At 71.1% G+C, this 19,906-nt stretch carries 18 protein-coding genes; 8 read left to right on the top strand and 10 right to left on the bottom strand.

All coding sequences use genetic code 11. The annotated features are described in order from the left end of the window. Positions 1 to 83 precede the first annotated feature (83 nt). Genes AB0M56_RS30960 through AB0M56_RS30970 form a run of 3 tightly spaced genes read right to left on the bottom strand, consistent with a single transcriptional unit; the run spans position 84 to position 2,932 of the window. Positions 84 to 1,376 (bottom strand): amidohydrolase family protein, encoded by a 1,293-nt coding sequence (locus AB0M56_RS30960; RefSeq protein WP_364182357.1) that lies wholly within the window; start codon positions 1,374 to 1,376, stop codon positions 84 to 86. Next, positions 1,373 to 2,275: an isocitrate lyase/PEP mutase family protein gene (locus AB0M56_RS30965; protein ID WP_364182360.1), complete on the bottom strand. Its 903-nt coding sequence runs from the start codon at positions 2,273 to 2,275 to the stop codon at positions 1,373 to 1,375. Before AB0M56_RS30965 ends, AB0M56_RS30960 begins: the two co-directional genes overlap by 4 nt. Positions 2,276 to 2,290: 15 nt before the next feature. Next, positions 2,291 to 2,932 carry a GntR family transcriptional regulator gene (locus AB0M56_RS30970; RefSeq protein WP_364182363.1) on the bottom strand — a complete coding sequence of 214 codons (642 nt, stop codon included), beginning with the start codon at positions 2,930 to 2,932 and terminating at the stop codon, positions 2,291 to 2,293. A gap of 109 nt (positions 2,933 to 3,041) precedes the next feature. Between AB0M56_RS30970 and AB0M56_RS30975 the strand changes: the two genes are divergently transcribed. After that, the gene (locus AB0M56_RS30975; RefSeq protein ID WP_364182366.1) at positions 3,042 to 3,581 is read left to right on the top strand and encodes a GNAT family N-acetyltransferase; all 540 of its coding nucleotides are present in this window, start codon (positions 3,042 to 3,044) and stop codon (positions 3,579 to 3,581) included. On the opposite strand, the gene AB0M56_RS30980 is transcribed toward AB0M56_RS30975, so the two are convergent. Continuing rightward, complete coding sequence (locus tag AB0M56_RS30980) at positions 3,556 to 4,311, bottom strand: SDR family oxidoreductase (RefSeq protein ID WP_364182369.1); 756 nt, start codon at positions 4,309 to 4,311, stop codon at positions 3,556 to 3,558. The two genes, AB0M56_RS30975 and AB0M56_RS30980, sit on opposite strands and share 26 nt — an antisense overlap. Before the next feature lie 279 nt (positions 4,312 to 4,590). Beyond that, positions 4,591 to 5,334: a hypothetical protein gene (locus AB0M56_RS30985; RefSeq protein WP_364182372.1), complete on the bottom strand. Its 744-nt coding sequence runs from the start codon at positions 5,332 to 5,334 to the stop codon at positions 4,591 to 4,593. Here AB0M56_RS30985 and AB0M56_RS30990 point away from each other — a divergent pair. From AB0M56_RS30990 to AB0M56_RS31000, 3 genes are all read left to right on the top strand, one after another. Further along, positions 5,328 to 5,873 (top strand): FCD domain-containing protein, encoded by a 546-nt coding sequence (locus AB0M56_RS30990; RefSeq protein ID WP_364182374.1) that lies wholly within the window; start codon positions 5,328 to 5,330, stop codon positions 5,871 to 5,873. The two genes, AB0M56_RS30985 and AB0M56_RS30990, sit on opposite strands and share 7 nt — an antisense overlap. 160 nt (positions 5,874 to 6,033) lie before the next feature. Further along, positions 6,034 to 6,384 carry a VOC family protein gene (locus AB0M56_RS30995; RefSeq protein WP_364182377.1) on the top strand — a complete coding sequence of 117 codons (351 nt, stop codon included), beginning with the start codon at positions 6,034 to 6,036 and terminating at the stop codon, positions 6,382 to 6,384. Between the two features lie 137 nt (positions 6,385 to 6,521). Then, the gene (locus AB0M56_RS31000; protein WP_364182380.1) at positions 6,522 to 8,912 is read left to right on the top strand and encodes an excinuclease ABC subunit UvrA; all 2,391 of its coding nucleotides are present in this window, start codon (positions 6,522 to 6,524) and stop codon (positions 8,910 to 8,912) included. 105 nt (positions 8,913 to 9,017) lie between these two features. Here AB0M56_RS31000 and AB0M56_RS31005 read toward each other — a convergent pair whose 3' ends face one another. Beyond that, a complete protein-coding gene (locus AB0M56_RS31005; protein WP_364182383.1) occupies positions 9,018 to 9,905 on the bottom strand; it encodes an RNA polymerase sigma-70 factor in 888 nt (295 codons plus the stop codon). A 234-nt stretch (positions 9,906 to 10,139) separates the two neighbouring features. Here AB0M56_RS31005 and AB0M56_RS31010 point away from each other — a divergent pair, with 234 nt between their 5' ends. After that, a complete protein-coding gene (locus tag AB0M56_RS31010) occupies positions 10,140 to 10,997 on the top strand; it encodes a lysozyme (protein WP_364182386.1) in 858 nt (285 codons plus the stop codon). A 163-nt stretch (positions 10,998 to 11,160) separates the two neighbouring features. Here the strand turns inward: AB0M56_RS31010 and AB0M56_RS31015 are convergent, their stop codons facing one another. After that, positions 11,161 to 11,757, bottom strand: a complete 597-nt coding sequence (locus AB0M56_RS31015) for a helix-turn-helix domain-containing protein (protein ID WP_364182389.1) — start codon at positions 11,755 to 11,757, stop codon at positions 11,161 to 11,163. A 107-nt stretch (positions 11,758 to 11,864) separates the two neighbouring features. On the opposite strand from AB0M56_RS31015, the gene AB0M56_RS31020 reads away from it, so the two are divergent. Beyond that, positions 11,865 to 12,746 (top strand): SDR family oxidoreductase, encoded by an 882-nt coding sequence (locus tag AB0M56_RS31020; RefSeq protein ID WP_364182392.1) that lies wholly within the window; start codon positions 11,865 to 11,867, stop codon positions 12,744 to 12,746. 83 nt (positions 12,747 to 12,829) lie between these two features. Here the strand turns inward: AB0M56_RS31020 and AB0M56_RS31025 are convergent, their stop codons facing one another. After that, entirely contained in the window at positions 12,830 to 13,843 is a 1,014-nt protein-coding gene (locus AB0M56_RS31025; RefSeq protein ID WP_364182395.1) for a WYL domain-containing protein, read from the bottom strand. A gap of 61 nt (positions 13,844 to 13,904) precedes the next feature. Between AB0M56_RS31025 and AB0M56_RS31030 the strand changes: the two genes are divergently transcribed. Then, complete coding sequence (locus tag AB0M56_RS31030) at positions 13,905 to 14,441, top strand: DinB family protein (RefSeq protein WP_364182397.1); 537 nt, start codon at positions 13,905 to 13,907, stop codon at positions 14,439 to 14,441. Beyond that, entirely contained in the window at positions 14,438 to 15,523 is a 1,086-nt protein-coding gene (locus AB0M56_RS31035; RefSeq protein ID WP_364182400.1) for a winged helix DNA-binding domain-containing protein, read from the top strand. Before AB0M56_RS31030 ends, AB0M56_RS31035 begins: the two co-directional genes overlap by 4 nt. Positions 15,524 to 16,371: 848 nt before the next feature. Here AB0M56_RS31035 and AB0M56_RS31040 read toward each other — a convergent pair. Both AB0M56_RS31040 and AB0M56_RS31045 read right to left on the bottom strand, forming a co-directional pair. Further along, the gene (locus AB0M56_RS31040; protein ID WP_364182402.1) at positions 16,372 to 17,637 is read right to left on the bottom strand and encodes a dihydrolipoamide acetyltransferase family protein; all 1,266 of its coding nucleotides are present in this window, start codon (positions 17,635 to 17,637) and stop codon (positions 16,372 to 16,374) included. A 34-nt stretch (positions 17,638 to 17,671) separates the two neighbouring features. Further along, positions 17,672 to 19,834 (bottom strand): thiamine pyrophosphate-dependent enzyme, encoded by a 2,163-nt coding sequence (locus tag AB0M56_RS31045; protein WP_364182405.1) that lies wholly within the window; start codon positions 19,832 to 19,834, stop codon positions 17,672 to 17,674. Positions 19,835 to 19,906 lie beyond the last annotated feature (72 nt).

Consider the following 19,906-nt stretch of genomic DNA (forward strand, 5'->3'; position numbering starts at 1 on the left):
GCGTGGCCAGTCTCCACCGTCCACAAGGGATACAGTGGAAGGCCGGTGCCCCTCGGGCACCGGCCTTCCGCAGGCGGTGTGGCTCAGCCCTGCTGCCAGCCCTTGCGCAGCCCTTCGCGGTCGACGCGAGTGCCTTCGAGGTACACGTCGGCGATGCGGCGGGTCGCCGTGATGTCGTAGAGCGGATTCTCGTCCAGGACGACGAAGTCCGCCCGCTTGCCCACCGTGAGCGAACCGCGGTCGGCGAGCCCCAGCAGCTCGGCCGACACCTCCGTGGCCAGCCGCAGCGCCGCCGGCGGCGACAACCCGGCCGCCACCAGAGCCTCCAGCTCACGGTGCTCGGCGAAGCCGATGATCTGCGCGAGCAGGCCCGTGTCAGCGGAGAACACCAGCCGCACGCCGGCGTCGGCCAGGGCAACGAGCGTTTTCTCCATGCCGCGGTAGGCCGCGCCGGTGTCGAACAGCGGTTCCGGTGCCTTCTCGCGGATCGTCGCGCGCAAGGTCTCGACCGCGTCGTGCGGGAGGATGTCCGCGAACGCGGGCTCGTCCAGCCAGTCCTCACCCGGCGGGCGCTGGATGGCCATCGACGTGAACACCGCGACGTTGTTGTCCTTGAGCAGCGCGATGAGCTCGTCGTCGGTGCCCGTCCGCGGCAGGTGCGCGATGATGTCGGCTCCCGCGCGGATGACGGCCTTCGCCTCGTCGAGCGTGTAGATGTGCGCGGCGACGATGATGCCGTGGGCGTGCGCCTCGTCGATCACGGCCTCGTAGATCTCCGGGCCGAGCTTCTCCTTGGTGCCGTGGCGGCTGTCGAGCCAGAACTTCACGGCGTCGACCCGCTTCTCGGCCAGGCCGCGCACGAACGCGCGCACCTCGTCCGGACCGGTCGCCTCGTGCACGGCGTCGGCGGCGAAGAACGGCCCGCCGTTGGTGTCGCCCGGGGTCGGCGCGACGATTCCGGCGCCCGCGGTGAACAGCTGCGCGACGTCACGCTCGCCGAGGGCGCCGGCGCGCTGGTCGTCGCGGACGGCGAGCTCGGTGTCGTCGCGGTCGGTGCCGAGCGACTGGAACGTGCTGATGCCGTAGTACGCGAGCCGGTGCAGGTGGTCGACGACGTTGGCGCGCGAGTAGAAGCTCGCGTCCGACGTGGTGCCGCGCATGTACCCGATGTGGCCGTGCGGGTTCACAATCGCAGGGATCACCGTCTTGCCGCGCAAGGAAATCACGGTGCCGTCCACCATGGTGCCTTCGCCCACGATGTCCGCTGCCGCGCCGACCTGCCGGATCACCCCGTCGCGCACGACCAGCGCCGCGTCGTCGAGCACCTGCTGGCCGGTGATCAGGCGCGCTCCCGTGTAGACGGTCTCGTCGCTCACGCCGGCGCCGCCTGCCCACTCGCGTACCGTGCGCTGCGCTTTTCGTACTCGTCGTAGCCCATGACGGCTTCGAACGCTTGCTGCTCGGTAACGAGGTGCTTCACCGCGGCCACGTCGTTGCCTTCCCGCAGCGCGCCGAGCACCGCCGTGACGTTCTTCGACGCGGCCCCGATCACCGTGTACCACAACAGAACCACGTCGGCGCCGGCCTCGCCGTACTGCGCGATCGTGCTCGACGGCTCGTCCGAGCCCGGCACGTCGAGCAGATCCCCGGGCACCATCACGGGCACCGGGATCCGGTCCCGCACACGCTTGAGGTCGGTCGCCGAGATGGCGGGCGCGAACACCAGGTCCGCGCCGGCCGCGGCGTAGGCCTCGAGCCGGCGCACGCAGCCTTCGAAGTCGTGCTCGACCCACGCCGCGTCGGAGCGGGCGATCACAAGAAAGTCGGGATCGGTGCGGGCGTCGACCGCCGCGCGCACCTTGTTCGCCATCTGCTCCACCGAAAGCAGCCCGGCGGGCATCGACGTGTGCTTCCCACCCAGGTTGTCCTCGATGTGCACGCCGGCGACGCCCGCGTCCTCGAAGACCTTCACGGCGCGCCAGACGTTCGGGGCGTCGTAGAAACCGTTCTCCGCGTCGGCGAGCACGGGAATTCCGACGGCGTCGACGACGCGGCGCGCCTGCTCGGCGATCTCGTTCAAGGTGAGGAGCCCGACGTCGGGCAGCCCGAACGCCGACGCGGCGGCGGCGAAACTGCCCAGGTAGGTCGCGGGGTAACCGGCCTTCTCGACGAGGCGGGCGCTCAAGGCGTCGTACGCTCCGGGCAGCACCAGCGGCCCGGGTCCGGTGAGGAGGGCTTTGAACGCCTTCCTGCGCTCGTGCGGTGTGTTCGGCATGGAACTTCCTTCTCGTCAGACGAGGAAATCGCGGTAGCGGCGCAACCGCTTGCGGGCGGTTTTCATGTTGTGGCGCTTGAGCTCTTCGGCCCGGTCGGCGTCACCGCGCACGAGGGCTTCGATGATGTCGCGGTGCTCGGCGAGGCTCTCCTCCATCCGGCCCGGGGTCATGAGGATCCGGCGTCGCAGCAGGTGCGCCTGGTCCTGGATCCCGGCGAGGGTCTCGGCGAGGAAATCCTGCTCCGCCAAGCGGATCACTGTGTCGCGATAGGAGTCGATAGCCGCGAGGAACGTCTCGAGGTCACCACTGGCGGCAGCGTCGTCGAGCCGGCTCGGCGCGAAAAGCTCCTGCAACGCCTTCCAGTCCTGCGGTTCGGCCTGCTGTGCCGCGAGCCGGGCGGCAAGGCCTTCCAGTACCTCGAGGACGTCGTAGATCTCCTCCAGGCGGCCGAAGTCGACCTTCGCCACGACCGTGCCGACGTTGGGGATCCGCTCCACCAGCTTGCGTGACTCGAGCGCCAGCAGGGCCGACCGGACGGCGTTGCGGGTGGTGCCGAGTTCGGTGGCCAGCTTCACCTCCGGCAGCCGGCTGCCCGGCGTGAAGTCCCCGCGCAACAGCCGCTCCCGCAGGTGCAGTTCGACCTCTTCACTCTTCATGGCCGTCCCTTCGTGCTGCGCCCAGGGTACGAGCCTGTCGCCTGGATTGTCAACAATGCAAGCGCCACTATTGTCGCGTGGCTCTGGTCACGCTCGTTAGGGTGGAGCCGTGACGATCTTGGTGCGCAAGTCCAGACCCGCCGACCGACCGGCGATCCTCGCGCTGCTCGACAGCGCCCGCGGACTCGGCCTGCCCCCTGAGGAACGCGCCGCGCAGGGCTTCGTGCAGGGCAGCTTCGACGAAGAAAAGCTCTCCGGGTTCGACACCACCACCGGCGTCTACCTCGCCGAGGACGACGGCGAACCGGCCGGCGTCGCCCTGACGTCACCGGCGGACTCGGCCGGCGAGGGCCCGCCCGGGCGCACCGTCGAGGTCGCGCGCACCGCGGGCCTGACCGAGGGCGTGTTCCTCTACGGCCCCGTCACGGTCGCGCCGGCCCACCGCGGCCAGGGCGTGGTGCGGCTGCTGCTCGCCGCCGTGGCCGAACACCTCGCCGACCACACCGCGGGCGTGCTGTTCGTGGAGCGCGCCAACGAGAAGTCGCTGGCCGTCCACACGCACCTCGGCATGAAACACGTCGGCGACTTCGCCCACGCGGGCCGGGAGTACGCGGTCTTCTCGTTCACTCCGGCGCAGTTCCGCGCCTGACGCGCTCGCTCAGCCACTGCTCGAACTCGGCGGCGACGATGCGCTCGTCGTGCACCCCGGCCGCCTCGGCCGAGGCCAGCCACACGATGGGCGGCCCCAGCACCTCCGGCTCCAGGAAGCGGTGGCCGGCGGGCGCGTCCGGCAGCATCCCCGTGACGGTCGCGCCACCGGGCAGCAGCAGGTTCACCGTGACGCCGGTGCCGTGCACGTCCGCCGCCATCACGCGCGACAGCGACTCGCTGCCCGCGCGCGACGGGCCGTAGGGCACGAACCCGGCCCGGCTCATGGTCGTCTCGTTCACCGCGATGTTCACGATCCGCCCGCCACCCGCGGCCAGCATCCGCGGCGTCACCTCGCGCGCCACGAGGAAGTAGCCCGTCAAATTCGTCTCCACCACCTGGCGGAAACCCTCGACCGGGACTTCCCAGAACCCCCGCGGCTCGGTCATGAACCGCGGGTTGACCGTGCGCATGCCGAGCCCGGCGTTGTTCACCAGCAGGTCGATCCCACCGAGCCGCGACCACGTCTCCTCGACGGCGCGCGCCACCGACGTCTCGTCGCACACGTCCAGCTCGACCCCGAACGCCCCGGGCAGCGCGGCGGCGACCTCGCGCGCCCGCTGCCCCGACCGTCCGCTCACCGCGACGCGCGCCCCGGCCCCGGCGAGCGCGGTCGCCATCGCGAGTCCGAGGCCGCCGGTCGCGCCTGTCACCAGCACCTTCGTCTCCATCGCACCGACGCTAGGAGCTGGTGCGCGCTCCAGGTCAAGCGCGCCGCGGCAGACCGCGGACGAACGCCGGCACGACGGCCGAGCTGCCGGGCAGCACCAGGCTCACGAGCGCGGCCTGCACGCGGCCGAAGCGGCCGCTGAGAACCGTCCTAAAGGATAGCCGTCAGCAGGGGCAGCGGATCGTGAACTCCTTCTCCTGCCCCTCCAGAGTCATGACGTGCGCGTTGAGGTTCGCCCGCACGCTCCCCCGGATCTCGTTGTCGACGCGGTACAGGTCGGTCACCAGCGCTTCCCAGTCCCGGCTGCCGTCGGGCGCCCACGAGAACGGCAGCCGGGGCAGCGACCACTCGTCGGGCGGGTCCACGGCGGCGCCCGCCTCCAACGCGGCGCGGACGATGGCGCGTTGCTGCTCGGCCTCGCGGGGCCGGCGGCACGGGCAGCCGAGCGGGAAGTCGAGGAACGTCGCACGAGGGGCTTTGACCGCCGAAACCGCGCGGGGCAGCGTGGTGAGGCTGGTGGTCGGCAGGCCACGACGTTCGATCCGTGCGCCAGGACTCCGCCGGCGACGTGGCACTGCGGGCAGAACGGCACGACCAGCACGAGGTCCACCCCCATCGCGGCGAACTCGTCGACGATCCTCGGCGCGGTCCCAGTGGCGAGCTCGTCGTACTGCGAGATCGAGCCGACCATGGACACGGCGTGGTCGGCGTAGCGGCCGATCACGCCTGCGCGCTCGAGGTCGAGCATCGTGTCGCGCGGGTACGCGACGTTCGGGTCGGCCAGCGCGAACGCGCGGATCGGCGTCATGTGCGCGAACAGCACCTCCGACAGGTCCCGCTCGCGCGGCAGCAGGCGGTAGGACAGGTCGCTGCGCTGCTCCAGCCGCTTCGGGTCCGGGTAGTAGGCGCCGTACGTGACGAGCAGCCCGACGGTCGCGTCGGCCTGCGGTTTGCGCAGCGGGGTGAGCTCCGGCGCGTCGAACGTCGGCAGGCTCAGCGGCGGGATGCCCAGCAGCTGTGTCAACGCTTCGAGTCCAGCGTCGGCGTCGCGCGCGAGAGCCTGCTGCGCCTCGCCGAGCGCGACCTGGTGCAGGAGCGGCCGATGCAGGGCTTCCGCGCGTCGCGGCCCTGTCGGAGGCGGACCTGCGGGACCTCACCGAGGCCCGGCTGGAGATCGAGACGCTCGCGCTGAAACATTCGGTGCGCGGGGGCGACGCGGCGTGGCAGGCGCACGTGGTCGGCGCCCACCACCTGCTGCTCGTCGCCCGGCGCGCGGACAACCCGCAGCCCTCCGTGGCCGCCGGCAAGGCCCACGGCGCGTTCCACACCGCGCTGCTCGAAGGCAGCCGCAACCAGCGCATCCTCGCGATGGACTACCGGCTGCGCGACAAGGGCGAGCTCTACCGCCGCTGGTCCGTCGCGGAGCCGGCCGGCGCACGCGACGTCGACGCCGAGCACCGCGGCCTGCTCGACGCCGTGCTCGCCCGCGACGCCGACCTCGCGGCCGACCGCCTCGCCGCTCACCTCAAGGCGACCCACGACGTGCTCGTGAAGGGCCTCTGACGCGCGTCCACTGTGGCCGGCCCACGCACCGTCCACACCCGGGAACACACCGTTGCGGGGCTGAACCGAGCAGGAATCGAGAAGCGCTCACGCGGGCTCCGCGGTTAGCGTCGAAGACACGCACTCGAACCGCTCGAACCTACGAACCCCGGGAGCCACCATGTCCGCCACTCAGGGCATCAAGACCGTGCTGCACTCCGTCTCCGATCTGAGCAAGGCCAAGGAGGTCTACACCGCACTGCTCGGGATCGCGCCGCAGGCCGACAGCGAGTACTACGTCGGCTTCGACACCGCCGGCCAGCACATCGGGCTCGTGCCGAACGGCGGTCCGCAGGCCACGCCCTCGCCCGTGGCCTACTGGCACGTCGACGACATCGAGGCGAAGCTGGCCGAGGTGACCGCGGCGGGCGCCGTGGTGCGGGAGGAGCCGAAGAACGTCGGCGGCGGGCGGCTCGTCGCCACCATCACCGATCCCGACGGCAACGTGCTGGGCCTGCTCCAGGACCGCTGAGCCGCCGCCCGCTCCGGGTGAGCGCGCACCCGACCGGGCACGAGCACCCCGGCCGAGCTGGTTGAATCGACGCCAGCCGCTCCACCGACCCCGTCGACGCCGCACGCGCGGCCCCCGTCCCAGCAGAGGGAGACCCGATGACCAAGGCCACGGCGAAGGCCAGGCCCTCGTCCGCGCCGCAGGGCGCCGACAGCCACGACGTGATCCGTGTGCACGGCGCGCGCGTGAACAACCTCAAGGACGTCAGCGTCGAGCTCCCGAAACGCCGCCTGACCGTGTTCACCGGCGTGTCCGGCTCGGGCAAGAGCTCGCTGGTCTTCGGCACGATCGCCGCGGAGTCGCAGCGGCTGATCAACGAGACCTACAGCGCCTTCGTGCAGGGCTTCATGCCCACGCTCGCCCGGCCCGAAGTCGACGTGCTCGAAGGCCTCACCACGGCGATCATCGTGGACCAGGAGCGGATGGGCGCCGACCCGCGGTCCACTGTGGGCACCGCGACCGACGCCAACGCGATGCTGCGGATCCTCTTCAGCCGCCTCGGCAAGCCGTATATCGGTTCGCCGCAAGCGTTTTCCTTCAACGTCGCCTCGATCAGCGGCGGCGGTGCGGTGACGTTCGAACGCGCGGGGCGGACGGTGAAGGAGCGCCGCACCTTCAGCATCACCGGCGGCATGTGCCCGCGCTGCGAAGGCCGCGGCAAGGTCAACGACATCGACCTCACCGCGCTCTACGACGAGAACAAGTCGCTCAACGAAGGCGCCATCACCATCCCCGGCTACAGCATGGAGGGCTGGTACGGCCGCATCTTCCGCGGCAGCGGCTTCTTCGACCCGGACAAGCCGATCAAGAAGTTCACGAAAAAACAGCTGAACGACCTGGTGTACAAGGAACCGACGAAGATCAAGGTCGAGGGCATCAACCTCACCTACTCGGGCCTCGTGCCCGCGATCCAGAAGTCGTTCCTGTCCAAGGACGTCGACGCGATGCAGCCGCACATCCGCGCGTTCGTCGAGCGAGCGGTCACCTTCACGATCTGTCCCGAGTGCGACGGGACGCGCCTGTCGGCGGAGGCGCGCTCGTCGAAGATCGGCGAGCTCTCCATCGCCGACGCGTGCGCCCTGCAGATCAGCGACCTCGCCGAGTGGGTGAGCGGGCTGAAGGAACCGTCGGTCGCTCCCCTGCTGACCTCGCTGCGGCACACGCTCGACTCGTTCGTCGAGATCGGGCTGGGCTACCTCTCGCTCGACCGGCCGTCGGGCACGCTCTCGGGCGGCGAGGCGCAGCGCACCAAGATGATCCGCCACCTCGGGTCGTCGCTGACCGACGTGACCTACGTGTTCGACGAGCCGAGCATCGGCCTGCACCCCCACGACATCCAGCGGATGAACGGCCTGCTGCGGCAACTGCGGGACAAGGGCAACACGGTGCTCGTCGTGGAGCACAAGCCGGAGACGATCGCAATCGGCGACCACGTCGTCGACCTCGGCCCCGACGCGGGCAGCGGCGGCGGCGAGGTCGTGTACGAGGGCAGCATCGAGGGCCTGCGCAAGTCCGGCACCCGCACCGGGCGCCACCTCGACGACCGCGCCAAGCTGAAGCCGTCGGTGCGCACGCCGTCGGGCGCGCTCGAGGTGCGCGGCGCGAACACGCACAACCTGCAAGACGTCGACGTCGACATCCCGCTCGGCGTGCTCGTGGTCGTCACGGGCGTGGCGGGTTCGGGCAAGAGCTCACTCATCCACGGCTCGGTCTCGGGCGGCGACGACGTGGTGACCGTGGACCAGGGTGCGATCCGCGGCTCGCGGCGCAGCAACCCGGCCACCTACACCGGCCTGCTGGAGCCGATCCGCAAGGCGTTCGCGAAGGCCAACGGCGTGAAGCCGGCCCTGTTTAGCGCCAACTCCGAGGGCGCGTGCCCGAACTGCAACGGCGCGGGCGTCGTCTACACCGACCTCGCGATGATGGCCGGCGTCGCCACGCCGTGCGAGGTGTGCGAGGGCAAGCGGTTCCAGGCCGAGGTGCTGGAGTACCACCTGGGCGGGCGCGACATCAGCGAGGTGCTCACGATGTCGGTGGCCGAGGCCGAGGAGTTCTTCGGCGACGGCGAGGCGAAGCTCCCGGCGGCGCACAAGATCCTGCGGCGCCTGGCCGATGTCGGGCTCGGCTACCTCACACTCGGCCAGCCCCTCACCACGCTCTCGGGCGGCGAGCGCCAGCGGATCAAGCTGGCCACGAAAATGGGCGCCGACGGCGGCGTCTACGTCCTCGACGAGCCGACCGCCGGCCTGCACCTGGCCGACGTCGAACAGCTGCTGGGCCTGCTGGACCGGCTCGTCGAGGCCGGCAAGTCCGTGATCGTCATCGAGCACCACCAGGCCGTGATGGCCCACGCCGACTGGATCATCGACCTCGGCCCCGGCGCCGGCCACGACGGCGGGCGCGTCGTGTTCGAGGGCACGCCGGCCGACCTCGTCGCGAAGCGCGCGACACTGACCGGCGAGCACCTGGCGGACTACGTCGGCGCGTGATCGACGCGGCTCAGGAACCCTTCGACAGCGCGGGGGTCCTGAGCCGGTGCGCGGCCAGATCGATCCGGGTCAGCGACCGAGGACAATCCGCCGCACGGCAGCGCGTCAGTCCGTGGGCAGGGCGGCGGTGAGCTTGCCGGGGTTGAGCATCCAGAGGATCTTGTCGATGCCGTCTTCCGTGGAGGTGAAGCTGATGACGCCGTACACGGCGCCGTTGCGGCTGAGCACCGCGGCGAGCTCGCCGTTGACCTGCGTGAAGACGATGTCGGCATCCGTCCAGAAGAACGGCTGGTACGCACGGATGACCTTCGCGAGCGTGGCCGGGCCGAAGATCGCCGAGCGTGCGGCCCGGGCGACGCCGCCGCCGTCGGAGTAGCTCACCACGTCGGCGGCGAAGAGCTGCTCCAGCGCCGGCAGGTCCCCGGCCTGCGCGGCGGCGAGGAACGCGGTGAGCAGCTTCTTGCGCTCCTCCTCGCTCACGGGCTTGCGCTTCTCCGCAGCGAGGTGCTTGCGGGCGCGGCTCACGTACTGGCGCGCCGTGACCTCGGTGGTCTGGATGATCTCGGCGATCTGCGAGTACGGGTAGTCGAACGCCTCCCGCAGCACGTACGCGGCACGCTCGGTCGGCGTGAGCTTCTCCAGCAGCATCAGCACGGCGACCTCCAGCGCGGCGGCGCGCTCGGCGCCGAGCTGCGGGTCGGCCGTCGTGTCGACGGGCTCGGGCAGCCAGGGCCCGACGTAGGTCTCGCGCCGCGCGTAGGCGGTGCGCGTGGCGTTGATGGCCAGGCGCGTGGTCGTGGTCGCGAGGTAGGCAGCCGGGTTCTCGACCACCGAGCGGTCTGCCTTCTGCCAGCGCAGCCACACCTCCTGCAGCACGTCCTCCGCGTCGGCCGCGCTGCCGAGCATGCGGTACGCGATGCCGAACAGCCGCGGGCGCACCTGCGCGAAGACCTCGGCCGCATCGTCGAGAGTGGCGCTTGCGCTCTCTTCCATACCCCCGGCAGCCCTTCCGACGACGTGTGCGACTGACGCGGCCAGCTTACGCCGAGGCCGGGGCCGGCCGGTGATCATCCACCGCGATGACCGCTGTGACGTGGTGCTGCTTTGCCGGACCGGCTGTCTGTCCACAGTGGAGCATTCCACGATCGAGTGACAGAAGGCTCGCGAAGTGTCCACACCGGAGGCACGATGATCACCGGACCTGCCAGTGACAGGATCGGAGCCGGAATGCGAACAGTGCCGGGAAACGACCGTGGCGGCCGGTGGCGGCGGTCTTTGCTGATCGTCGCCGGTGTGCTGGTGCCGGGAGGGCTGCTGACGGCGCCCGCCTCGGCCGCTCCGGCAGCCGACTACTCACTAGCCGGGGACACCTACGCGGGCGCGCAGATCGCGGCGCACGAAGGGGTGCACGGGGGTCCTGACCTGGCCCGGGCCGACGTCGACCAGACACTCGGCCACGACGTGAGCGGCCACACGGGCGCTGTCGACTGGAAGGCGGCGAGCGGGTCGGGGGCGCGGTTCACCTACGTCAAGGCGACCGAGGGCACCGGGTTCGTCAACCCCCAGTTCGGCGGGCAGTACGACGGGGCGCACGCCGCCGGGATCATCCGCGGCGCCTACCACTTCGCGCGGCCCGACGTGTCCGGCGGTGCGGAGCAGGCGGAGTACTTCATCGCGCACGGCGGGGCCTGGCGCGGAGACGGCAAAACGCTGCCCGGCGCGCTCGACATCGAGTACAACCCGTACGGCGATGCCTGTTACGGCAAGAGCCCGGCCGACATGACCAACTGGATCGCCGACTTCACGCGCACCTACCTCGCGAAGGAAGGCCGCAGCGCGCTGATCTACACCTCCACCACATGGTGGAAACGCTGCACCGGCAACACGAACCGCTTCGGCGACACGGATCCGCTGTGGCTCGCGCGCTACGCCCCGCAGATCGGCGAGCTGCCGGCGGGCTGGGACAAGCAGAGCATCTGGCAGTTCTCCCGCACCGGCGGCCTGCCGGGCGACCAGAACTACTACAACGGGCCGTTCAACCGGGTTCAGGCGCTGGCGAGCGGGCCGGCCGCCGCCGCGGCCTGACCCCGGCGTGAAAGCGGGCCTGAGGTCACACGATCCGAACTCTGCCCTCCTTGTGGAGGCGCCGGAGATCGTGGTTGAGGCGGCTCCGCGCCGTCGGGCTCTCAGAGATTTCGGTCGGCGTGGCCGGCCCACCGAACTCGCCGCCCTCGAGACCCAAGCAGAGTCACGTTTTCGCCGTCGCCGGGTCTCGAAGCAGTCCAGCGCGGTCGCGGATTGCTTCGAGGGCTGTCGCGGCGTGTGACGAGAACGGTTTCGCGTGGTCGCTGGTGTTGATCCATTCGCGGAGGCCGACGCTGAATGCAAGGATCAGCATCTCGGCGGCGAGGCGCGCGCTCAGCTCGTCGACGCCGCGGTCGGTGAGTGCGGCGGCCGCCGCTGCCGTGGTTCCTGCGATCTTCAGCAGTCCCCGCTCCCGCACGTCCATGTTCGCGTCGGCAATCCGGCGCCGCTGAACGGCCCTAGGGCGCTGATCAGCTGTCATCCTCGCGTCCGCCGCGTGCAAGGCGGACAGGAGACAAGCGGGCACATCGGCTTCCGCCGGTGCGGAGCGGATCGCGTCGGTCAAGAGAATGGCGAGCTCGTCCTCTTGACCGAAGAGGATCTCGCGTTTGTCGGCGAAGTGCCGGAAGAAGGTCGCGCGATTCAGGCCGGCACGCTCGGCGATCTGCGCCACCGTCGTGTTCTCGTATCCCTGAGCGGAGAACAGCTCGAGCGCGGCAACCTCGAGTCGCTCACGCGCATCCGGCGCCCATCTGCTCATGCTCACACGATAAACGATGCGACGGCATCGCATCAGGTCCTTGACGCGACTGTGTCGCATCGCTAGCTTTGATGCGACACAGTCGCATCACTTGCAGGGAGCATCTCGTGCGCATCTTCGTCACCGGGGCCTCCGGCTGGATCGGATCCTCAGTTGTCCCCGAACTCATCGACGCCGGCCACGAGGTCGTCGGCCTGGCCCGTTCCGACACCGCCGCAGCCGCGATCGAGCAGCTGGGCGCCGAGGCCCGCCGCGGTGGCCTCGACGACCTCAAAATCCTCCGAGATGCGGCGGAAGAGACTGACGGCGTCATCCACCTCGCCTACGCCCACGAGCTCGGGCAGGTCGGCGGCGCCCCGGCCGACGCCGCCGCCATCGACGTGTTCACGAACGCGCTCGAAGGCACCGGCAAGCCGCTGCTCGTCACCGGCGCGACCATCACCGTGCCGGGCCGAGCCGCCACCGAGCACGACGAACTGGTGCCAGAGGGGCCCATCGCCGCGCGCATCAAGAACATGCAGGCCGCCCTCGCCGCCGCCGATCGCGGAGTCCGCGTGAGCCTTGTCATGATCCCGCGATCCGCACATGGCACGGGCGAGCAGCACGGCTTCATCCCCCAGCTGACCACCCGGGCAAGGACAACCGGAGTCTCCGCGTACGTGGGCGACGGGATGAACCGCTGGCCCGCCGTGCACGTCAAGGACGCCGCGACCCTGTACCGGCTCGCGATCGAGAAGGCACCCGCGGGATCGGTCCTGCACGCCGTGGGCGACGAGAGAGTCGCCTTTCGCGACATCGCCGAAGCGATCGGGCGCGGCGTCGGCGTGCCCGCGCAATCCCGCCCCGCAGAGGAGTTCGGCATGCCCCTCGGGGCACTCCTGGGCACCGACATGCCCGCATCGAGCACGATCACCCAGCAACTGCTCGGGTGGACACCGACGCACCCCGGCCTCATCGATGACATCGAAGAAGGGCACTACTTCGCCTGACGACCTGCAACCGGAGGAGCCAACGATCCGACGCCCCTCCGCATCAGAGCCATGACCTGTTTCTCAGGTGCGGCCGGTGTCCTTTAAGGATCGGTAGGCGTCATGATCGCGGCCGCTGCATCCCCAACGGCAAGAAAACCGAGGTCAGCGCCCCGGGGGGAGTTCGTGCAATGACGGTGAAAGCGGTTCGCCAACACCTCGAACGCCTCCGCCAGCTCGGGCGGGCCGACGACCTCCAGGTCCGCGTCGAACCGCCCGAACGCGGCGGCCAGCGAAACCCACGACCACGAGCCCAGCTCCAGCCGGCACCGGTCCGGGCCGGCCTCCTCGACGACGGCGTCCCCGGCGTAGCGCGACACTGCCGCGGCGGGCAGGTCGAGGATCACCGAGCCGCGGCAGGGCCAGCCGCTGCCGGAGCCCTGGAACCGGCTGGTCACGAAGGCGGCGACGCTGCCGCCGGGCAGCTCGCGCGGGGTGAACCGCGGGCCGGTCGGAGTGCGGGGCGTGAGGCGGTCGGCGCGGAAGACGCGCCAGTCGCCGCGGTCGAGGTCCCAGGCCACGAGGTACCAGAGGCCGCCGCGGGCGACGAGGTGGTGCGGCTCGACGCGCCGCGGCGCGGGGCCGGGTGGGTAGTCGAAGCGCAGCACCTCGCTCGCGTGGACGGCGGTGCCCAGCGCCGCTAGTACCTCGCTGCCGACTTGCGGCCCCGGCCGGGCCAGCGCGGTCACGCGGACGCTGTCGATCCGGTGCCGCTGCCGGGCGGGCATCACCTGGCGCACCGTCGTCAGCGCCCGCGCGGCCGCTTCCTCGATGCCCGCGCCGGCGGTGGTCGCCAGCTGCAGGGCGACGGCGAGCGCGACGGCCTGCTCGTCGTCGAACAGCAGCGGCGGCAGCTGCGCGCCGGCGTCGAGGCGGTAGCCGCCGTCGGGTCCCTTGGTCGCGACGATCGGATATCCCAGCTCCCGCAAGCGATCGACGTCACGGCGGACAGTGCGCGGGCTGATGGCGAGCCGCTCGGCCAGCGCCGCACCCGGCCAGTCGCGGCGCGCCTGCAGCAGCGAGAGCAACGCCAGGAGGCGGGCGGAGGTCTTCGGCACGGTTTCATCATGATGGAAGAAGCGGCCACATCCTGTCCGCTTCCCTTGCGACGATGACGTCATGACCGAAAAGACCGAACTCCTCGCGCAGCTGGCCCGTGCTCGGGAGACGCTGAAGACGAGCGTCCGCGACCTCACCGACGAGCAGCTGGGCGAGCGCCCCACCGTCAGCGAGCTGTGCCTCGGCGGGCTCGTCAAGCACGTCGCGTCGATGGAAGAGCAGTGGCTGCGCTTCGCGGTCGAAGGCGCGTCGGCGATGAGCTACGAGCTGCCCGACGACGTGACCTGGGCCGATTTCGCGGCCGGGACCGCGCGCGAGTATCCGAACTGGGCGATCGAGCACCAGGCGGAATTCAGCATGCAGCCCGGCGACACGCTCGCCGGCATCTTGAAGCGCTACGACGAGGTCGCGGCGCGGACCGAGGAGATCGTCGCCGCCGTGCCCGACCTGGCGGCGGCGCACCCGTTGCCGGAAGCGCCGTGGCACGAGGCCGGAGCCGAGCGCAGTGTGCGCGGGGTCCTGCTGCACGTGATCGTCGAGACCGCGCAACACGCGGGCCACGCCGACCTGCTGCGCGAAACGCTCGAAGCGTCGTGACGGTGCTGGACGGTCGCGCGCTCAACCGCGCGACGCTCGCCCGCCAGCTCCTGCTGAAGCGCGCCGACCTGCCCGCACTCGACGCCGTCGCGCACCTGTGCGGGCTGCAGGCGCAGGAACCGCAGGAACCGTTCACGGGTTTGTGGTCGCGGTTGCGGGCCTTCGAGCCGGCGGAGCTCTCGGACCTCCTCGTCGGACGGCAGGTGGTCCGGACCCATCTCATGCGCCGCACCGTCCACCTCGTCACCGCCGACGACGCCCTCGCCTGGCGCACCCGCCACGACGCGATGCTGCGCCAGCGCGTGCTCGGCGTCTACCGGCGCGAGCTCGACGGCGTCGACCTCACGGAGCTCGCCGCGGCGGGCCGCGCGGTCCTCGCCGACGGCGAACCGCGGTCCATGCCCGAGCTCGCGCGGGCCGTGGCGGACCGCTGGCCGGCGCCGGGACCACGCGCGCTGGGCGAGATGCTGGTCGCCGCGCTCGTGCCCGCGGTGCAGCTGCCGCCGCGCGGGGTGTGGCGGCAGAAGGCGGGCGTGCGGTACCTGCCGCTGTCCGCCTGGCTGGGCCGCGAAGTCCCGGCTCGCCCGGACGACGTCGTCGGCGCCGAGCTGGTCCGCCGCAACCTCGCCGCCTACGGCCCCGCCGCCACCGCCGACCTGCGCGCGTGGTCCGGCCTCGCCGGGCTGCCCGCCGCCGTCGCTTCGGTGCGCGACGAACTGGTGTCCTTCCGCGACGACCGTGGCCGCGAACTGCTGGACCTCCCCGACGCCCCGCGCCCCGCCCCGGACACCCCGGCGCCCGTCCGCTTCCTCCCCGCGTTCGACAACACGCTGCTCGGCTACTCCGACCGCACCCGCATCGTCGACGACGCCCACCGCAACCTCTCCGTCGCGGGCTCCCCCGTCCTCCTCGTGGACGGCCACGTCACGGCGACGTGGACCGTCGAGGAGGGCACGGTGGTGGTGGCGCCGCTGCGTCGGCTGACTCGCGCGGAGCGCGCGGCCGTCTGCGACGAAGGTGAGGCGGTGGCGCTGTTCCTGTCCGATGGGGAGCACCGGGGTGTCCGGGTCGAAAGCTGGTGACCCGGGGTACGAGGACCACCGGACGATGGTGACCGGCCCGGGGCGGCGTGACGACTGAGGGCAGGACGAACTCACCGCAGAACAGCACGCAGCGGACCCGCCGCCGGGTCGCCGGGGTGGCCGCGGCGACAGTGGCGGCCGCCGGGATCGTGACGGCGGTCGCGGGGGGCAGGGCCGCCGGAGCCCGCGGCCAAGCCGACCGCTTTCGTGTCCACTGAGGACAATCCGCATCCCGAGGACCGGACCACGACGGCCGCAGTGGCCGGCGATCGACGCGGGGCACCGGGACCGAGCCGGGCGACGATCGGGACGCCCGGGCGCAGGCGACCGGCGACCGGTACTACGACAGCGGTGGCGACCACGGTGGCGACAGCGGCCACGGCAGTCCGGCCGACACTGACCGACAATCCACACAGGACAGTGCCACCGCCGGAAACCCCGGCAGTGGCACTGGCCCCGTCAGTGGTGCGGCCGCTTCAGCCCGGTCAGGTCGCGCTTGACCACGGTGTTGCGGTCGCCCACGGTGTTGCCGAAGGCGAACTGCGGCCAGTAGCCCATGATCTCCTGGCGGCTGCGCTCGCTCCACTGGCGGGCGAGCGCGCTGCGGGACTTGTAGAAGTTCAGCGCGTAGCCGTGGGTGTGCAGGCGCAGGATGGAGAACCCGCCCGATTATTCCTTGGCCGCGGCCACTTCCTGCAGCGTCACGCGCGGCGCCGCCGGGCTGATCGTGCGGTGGTTGCGGTGGGTGTGGCCCGCGTGGTGCAGGAACACGCCCGGCGTCTGCGAGTACCAGTGGCCGGAGCCCGGTTCCGCCCGCCGGAACGTCGGGCGGGCGGAACCGGGCCGGGTCAGGCGACCAGCCGCAGCGGCTGTTCGAGCGCGTCGACCAGCACGCCCAGCCAGGAGGCCGCCAGCGCCCCGTCGATCGCGCGGTGGTCGACCGCCAGCGTGAGCGCGAGCTGCGTCGCCACGGTCAGCTCGCCGTCCTCCACGACCGCACCGGGTTTCCCGGCGCCCACCGCGAGGATCGACGACTGCGGCGGGTTGATGATGGCCGTGAAGTCGTCCACGCCGTACATGCCGAGGTTGCTCACCGCGATCGAGCCGCCTTCGAGGTCCTGCTGCTTGAGCTTGCCCTCGTCGGCCTGGGTCGCGAAACCCTTGACCTGGCGCGAAATCGCGCTCGGCGCCAGCTTCTCGACCCCGCGTACGACCGGAGTGACCAGGCCCCGTTCGGACGCGATCGCGACGCCGACGTCGACCGAGTCGTACTTGCGCAGCGCGTCCTCGGTCCAGATGACGTTGGCGTCGGGCACCTCGGTGTGCGCGACGGCCACGGCCCGGATGATCAGGTCGTTGACCGAGATCCGCGCCGGCGACACCTCGTTGAGCTGCTTGCGCAGAGCCAGCAGCGCGTCGATCCGCGCGGTGCGCCGCACCGAGAAGTGCGGCACGGTCTGCTTGCTCATCGTGAGCCGGCTCGCGATGGCGCGGCGGATCCGGGTGTGCGGGATCTCGGTGAACGCCGCGCCTGCCGCGGGTTCACGGCGGGCGGGGGCCAGTTCGGCCACGGGCATTTCGCGTGCCGGGGTCGGTTCAGGCTGTGGCGTCGCCGGTGCCGGCCGGTCCGCACGCGCGATCGCGTCCGCCACGTCCTTGCGCACGATGCGCCCGTTCGGCCCGGTCCCGGCCACCTCCTCGAGCCCGATCCCGGCTTCCTTCAACATCTTGCGCGCCAGGGGACTCGCGAAAATCCGCTCGCGCGAACCGTTCGACGCCGCCGGTGCCGGCCCGGACCGGGCCGGCTCGGACTGAGCCGAACCGTTCGGCGAAGCCGAAGCACCCAGCTCCGCCAGCAGCCCGCTCACGTCCTCCCCCACGGCACCCAGCACGGCGATCGGCGTGCCGACCTCCACCGTCGTCCCGCGGTCCACCAGCTGCCGTAGCACGGTCGAGCCGGCTTCGGCCTCGACCTCCACGGCCGCTTTGTCCGTCTCCAGCACGGCCAGCGCCGTGCCGGCGTCGAACGCCTCGTTCTCGGGCACCAGCCACTCGCTCAGCACGGCCTCGGTCGACCCCGTGGCGACTTCGGGCACCCGCAACAGCGTTGCCATCGTTGGAACTCCTCGCTGCCGGTCGCAGTTGCGGTCAGTCGGACAGGCGCCGCAGCGCCGCGGTCACTTCCTCGGTCCGCGCGATCGCCGCGCGTTCGAGGACCTTGCTGATGCTGGGCGACGCCTCGCCGCCGGTGACGCGCTCGATCGGCGCGTCGAGCCAGTCGAACAGGCGGCGCTGGATCTCGTCGGCGAGCTTCCCGCCGTACGAAGTGCCGATGGCGCCTTGCTCGACGATCAGCACCCGGTTGGTCTTGCGGACGCTGCGTTCGATCGTGTCCCAGTCGAGGCTCGCGCGGTCGAGCCAGCGCAGGTCGATCAGGTCGGCGCTCACACCGGTCTCGTCCAGGGCCTCGAGGCAGTGCCCGACCATGGACAGGTAGCTGATCACGGTGAGGTCGTCGCCGGTGCGGCGCAGCGCGGCCTTGCCGACGGGGATGCGGTAGTCGAAGTCGTCGACCGGCGCGGTGCCCGTGGTGGCGTAGAGGTCCACGTGTTCCAGCACCACGACCGGGTCGTCGCAGGCCAGCGCGGTGTTCATCAGGCCGACGTAGTCGAACGGGTTCGACGGCGCCACGACCCGCAGCCCGGGTGCGGAGGTGAGGATCCCGGCCGGGTCCATCGAGTGCTGCGAGCCGTAGCCGGTGCCCGCGGCGAGCTTGCTGCGCAGCACGAACGGCACGCTGCCGGCCCCGCCGAACATGTGCCGCGCCTTGGCGACCTGGTTGAACAACTGGTCGGCGGCGACCCACATGAAGTCGGCGTACATGAACTCGACGACCGGGCGCGAGCGGCCGTCGATGGCCATGCCGCCGGCGAGACCGGTGAACGCGTTCTCGCTGATCGGGGTGCCCAGCACGCGCTCGGGTGCCGTTTCGATGGCCCTCTTCGTGGCGCCGTTGGTGCCGCCCTTGAGCCGGTCGACGTCCTCGCCGAGCACGACCACACGCTCGTCGGTCTCCAGCCGCCGGGCGAGGACATCGCTGACGGCGTCGATGAACCGGCGCTCCTTCAACGCCCCGCTGAAGGACTCGGCTTCCTCGTATCGGCTTCCGTCCAGTTCGGACAGATCGCCACGCACCCCGACGTCGACGAAGGTCGGGTCCGGCCACGCGGAGTCCTTGATGCGGCGCTTGCCGTCCGGCCCGTCTTCGACGAAGCTGTCGCCGATCTCGTGCAGCGTCCGGGTGATCTCTTCGTCGAACGCCTTGAGCTGGTCGTCGTCGGCGAGCCCGCGGCGCACGACGTGGCGGCGCAGCAGGTCGATCGGGTCGCGGTCGCGCCAGGACTTCTCTTCTTCCTTCGTGCGGTAGCCGAAGGCACTGCCCGGGTACGGGCCGTTCTGGTGGAAGTAGCGGTAGACCTCGGCCTCGACGATGGTCGGGCCGTTGCCCGCGCGCATGTGGGCCACGGCCTCGCTCATCGCCAGGTGCACGGCGAGTGGATCCATTCCGTCCACCTGCCAGCTCGGGATGTGGAACCCGAGGCCGCGCGCGGAGAGCCGGGTCTCGGCCGTGACCGTGTCGACGGGCGTGGACACCGCGTACTGGTTGTTCTCGATGAAGAAGCAGACGGGCAGCTTCCACGCCGCGGCGAGGTTGAACGTCTCGAGCACCGAGCCGATGTTCACGGCACCGTCGCCGAAGTAGGTGACGGTGACCGCGTCGGTGCCGGTGTGACGCTGGTTCCACGCGAAGCCCGCGGCCTGCGGCACTCCCCCGCCGACGATCGCGTTGGTTCCCATCGCGCCGGCCTCGCGCCACTGCAGGTGCATCGACCCGCCGCGCCCGCTGCCGTAGCCCTCGGCCAGGCCGCAGATCTCGGCCAGCGTGCGGCGCAGCACCGTGCGCACCTCGTCGTCGATCGCTGGCAGCCCGGTGGGCTCCGGGGCGACGTGGCCGAAGGCCTTGGCGAGGAACTGGTGGTGGCCGCGGTGCGAGCCGTTCACGAAGTCGTCGCTGCGCAGCGGGAAGATCGAGCCGACGGCGCCGCCCTCCTGGCCGATGCTCGAGTGCGCCGGGCCGTGCACGAGACCCTGACCTGCGAGCTCCAGCACGTACTCCTCGAACGACCGGATCCACTGCGCCCGCCCGAGCAGGCTCAGCAGCAGGTCCGGCGCGGCTTCGTCCCAGTCCTCCGGCGTGGCGCGCAGGCGGATCCAAGGCGCGCCGGCGACCAGTGACTCGTGCGTGGCCATCAGGGCTCCTCATCTTCGAATGGATCCATTGCGAAAGGCTTGACGGAGACTATGCCGTAAAGTAGCCATGAA

It is taken from the genome of Amycolatopsis sp. NPDC051372, assembly GCF_040682095.1.
Lineage (GTDB): Bacteria > Actinomycetota > Actinomycetes > Mycobacteriales > Pseudonocardiaceae > Amycolatopsis.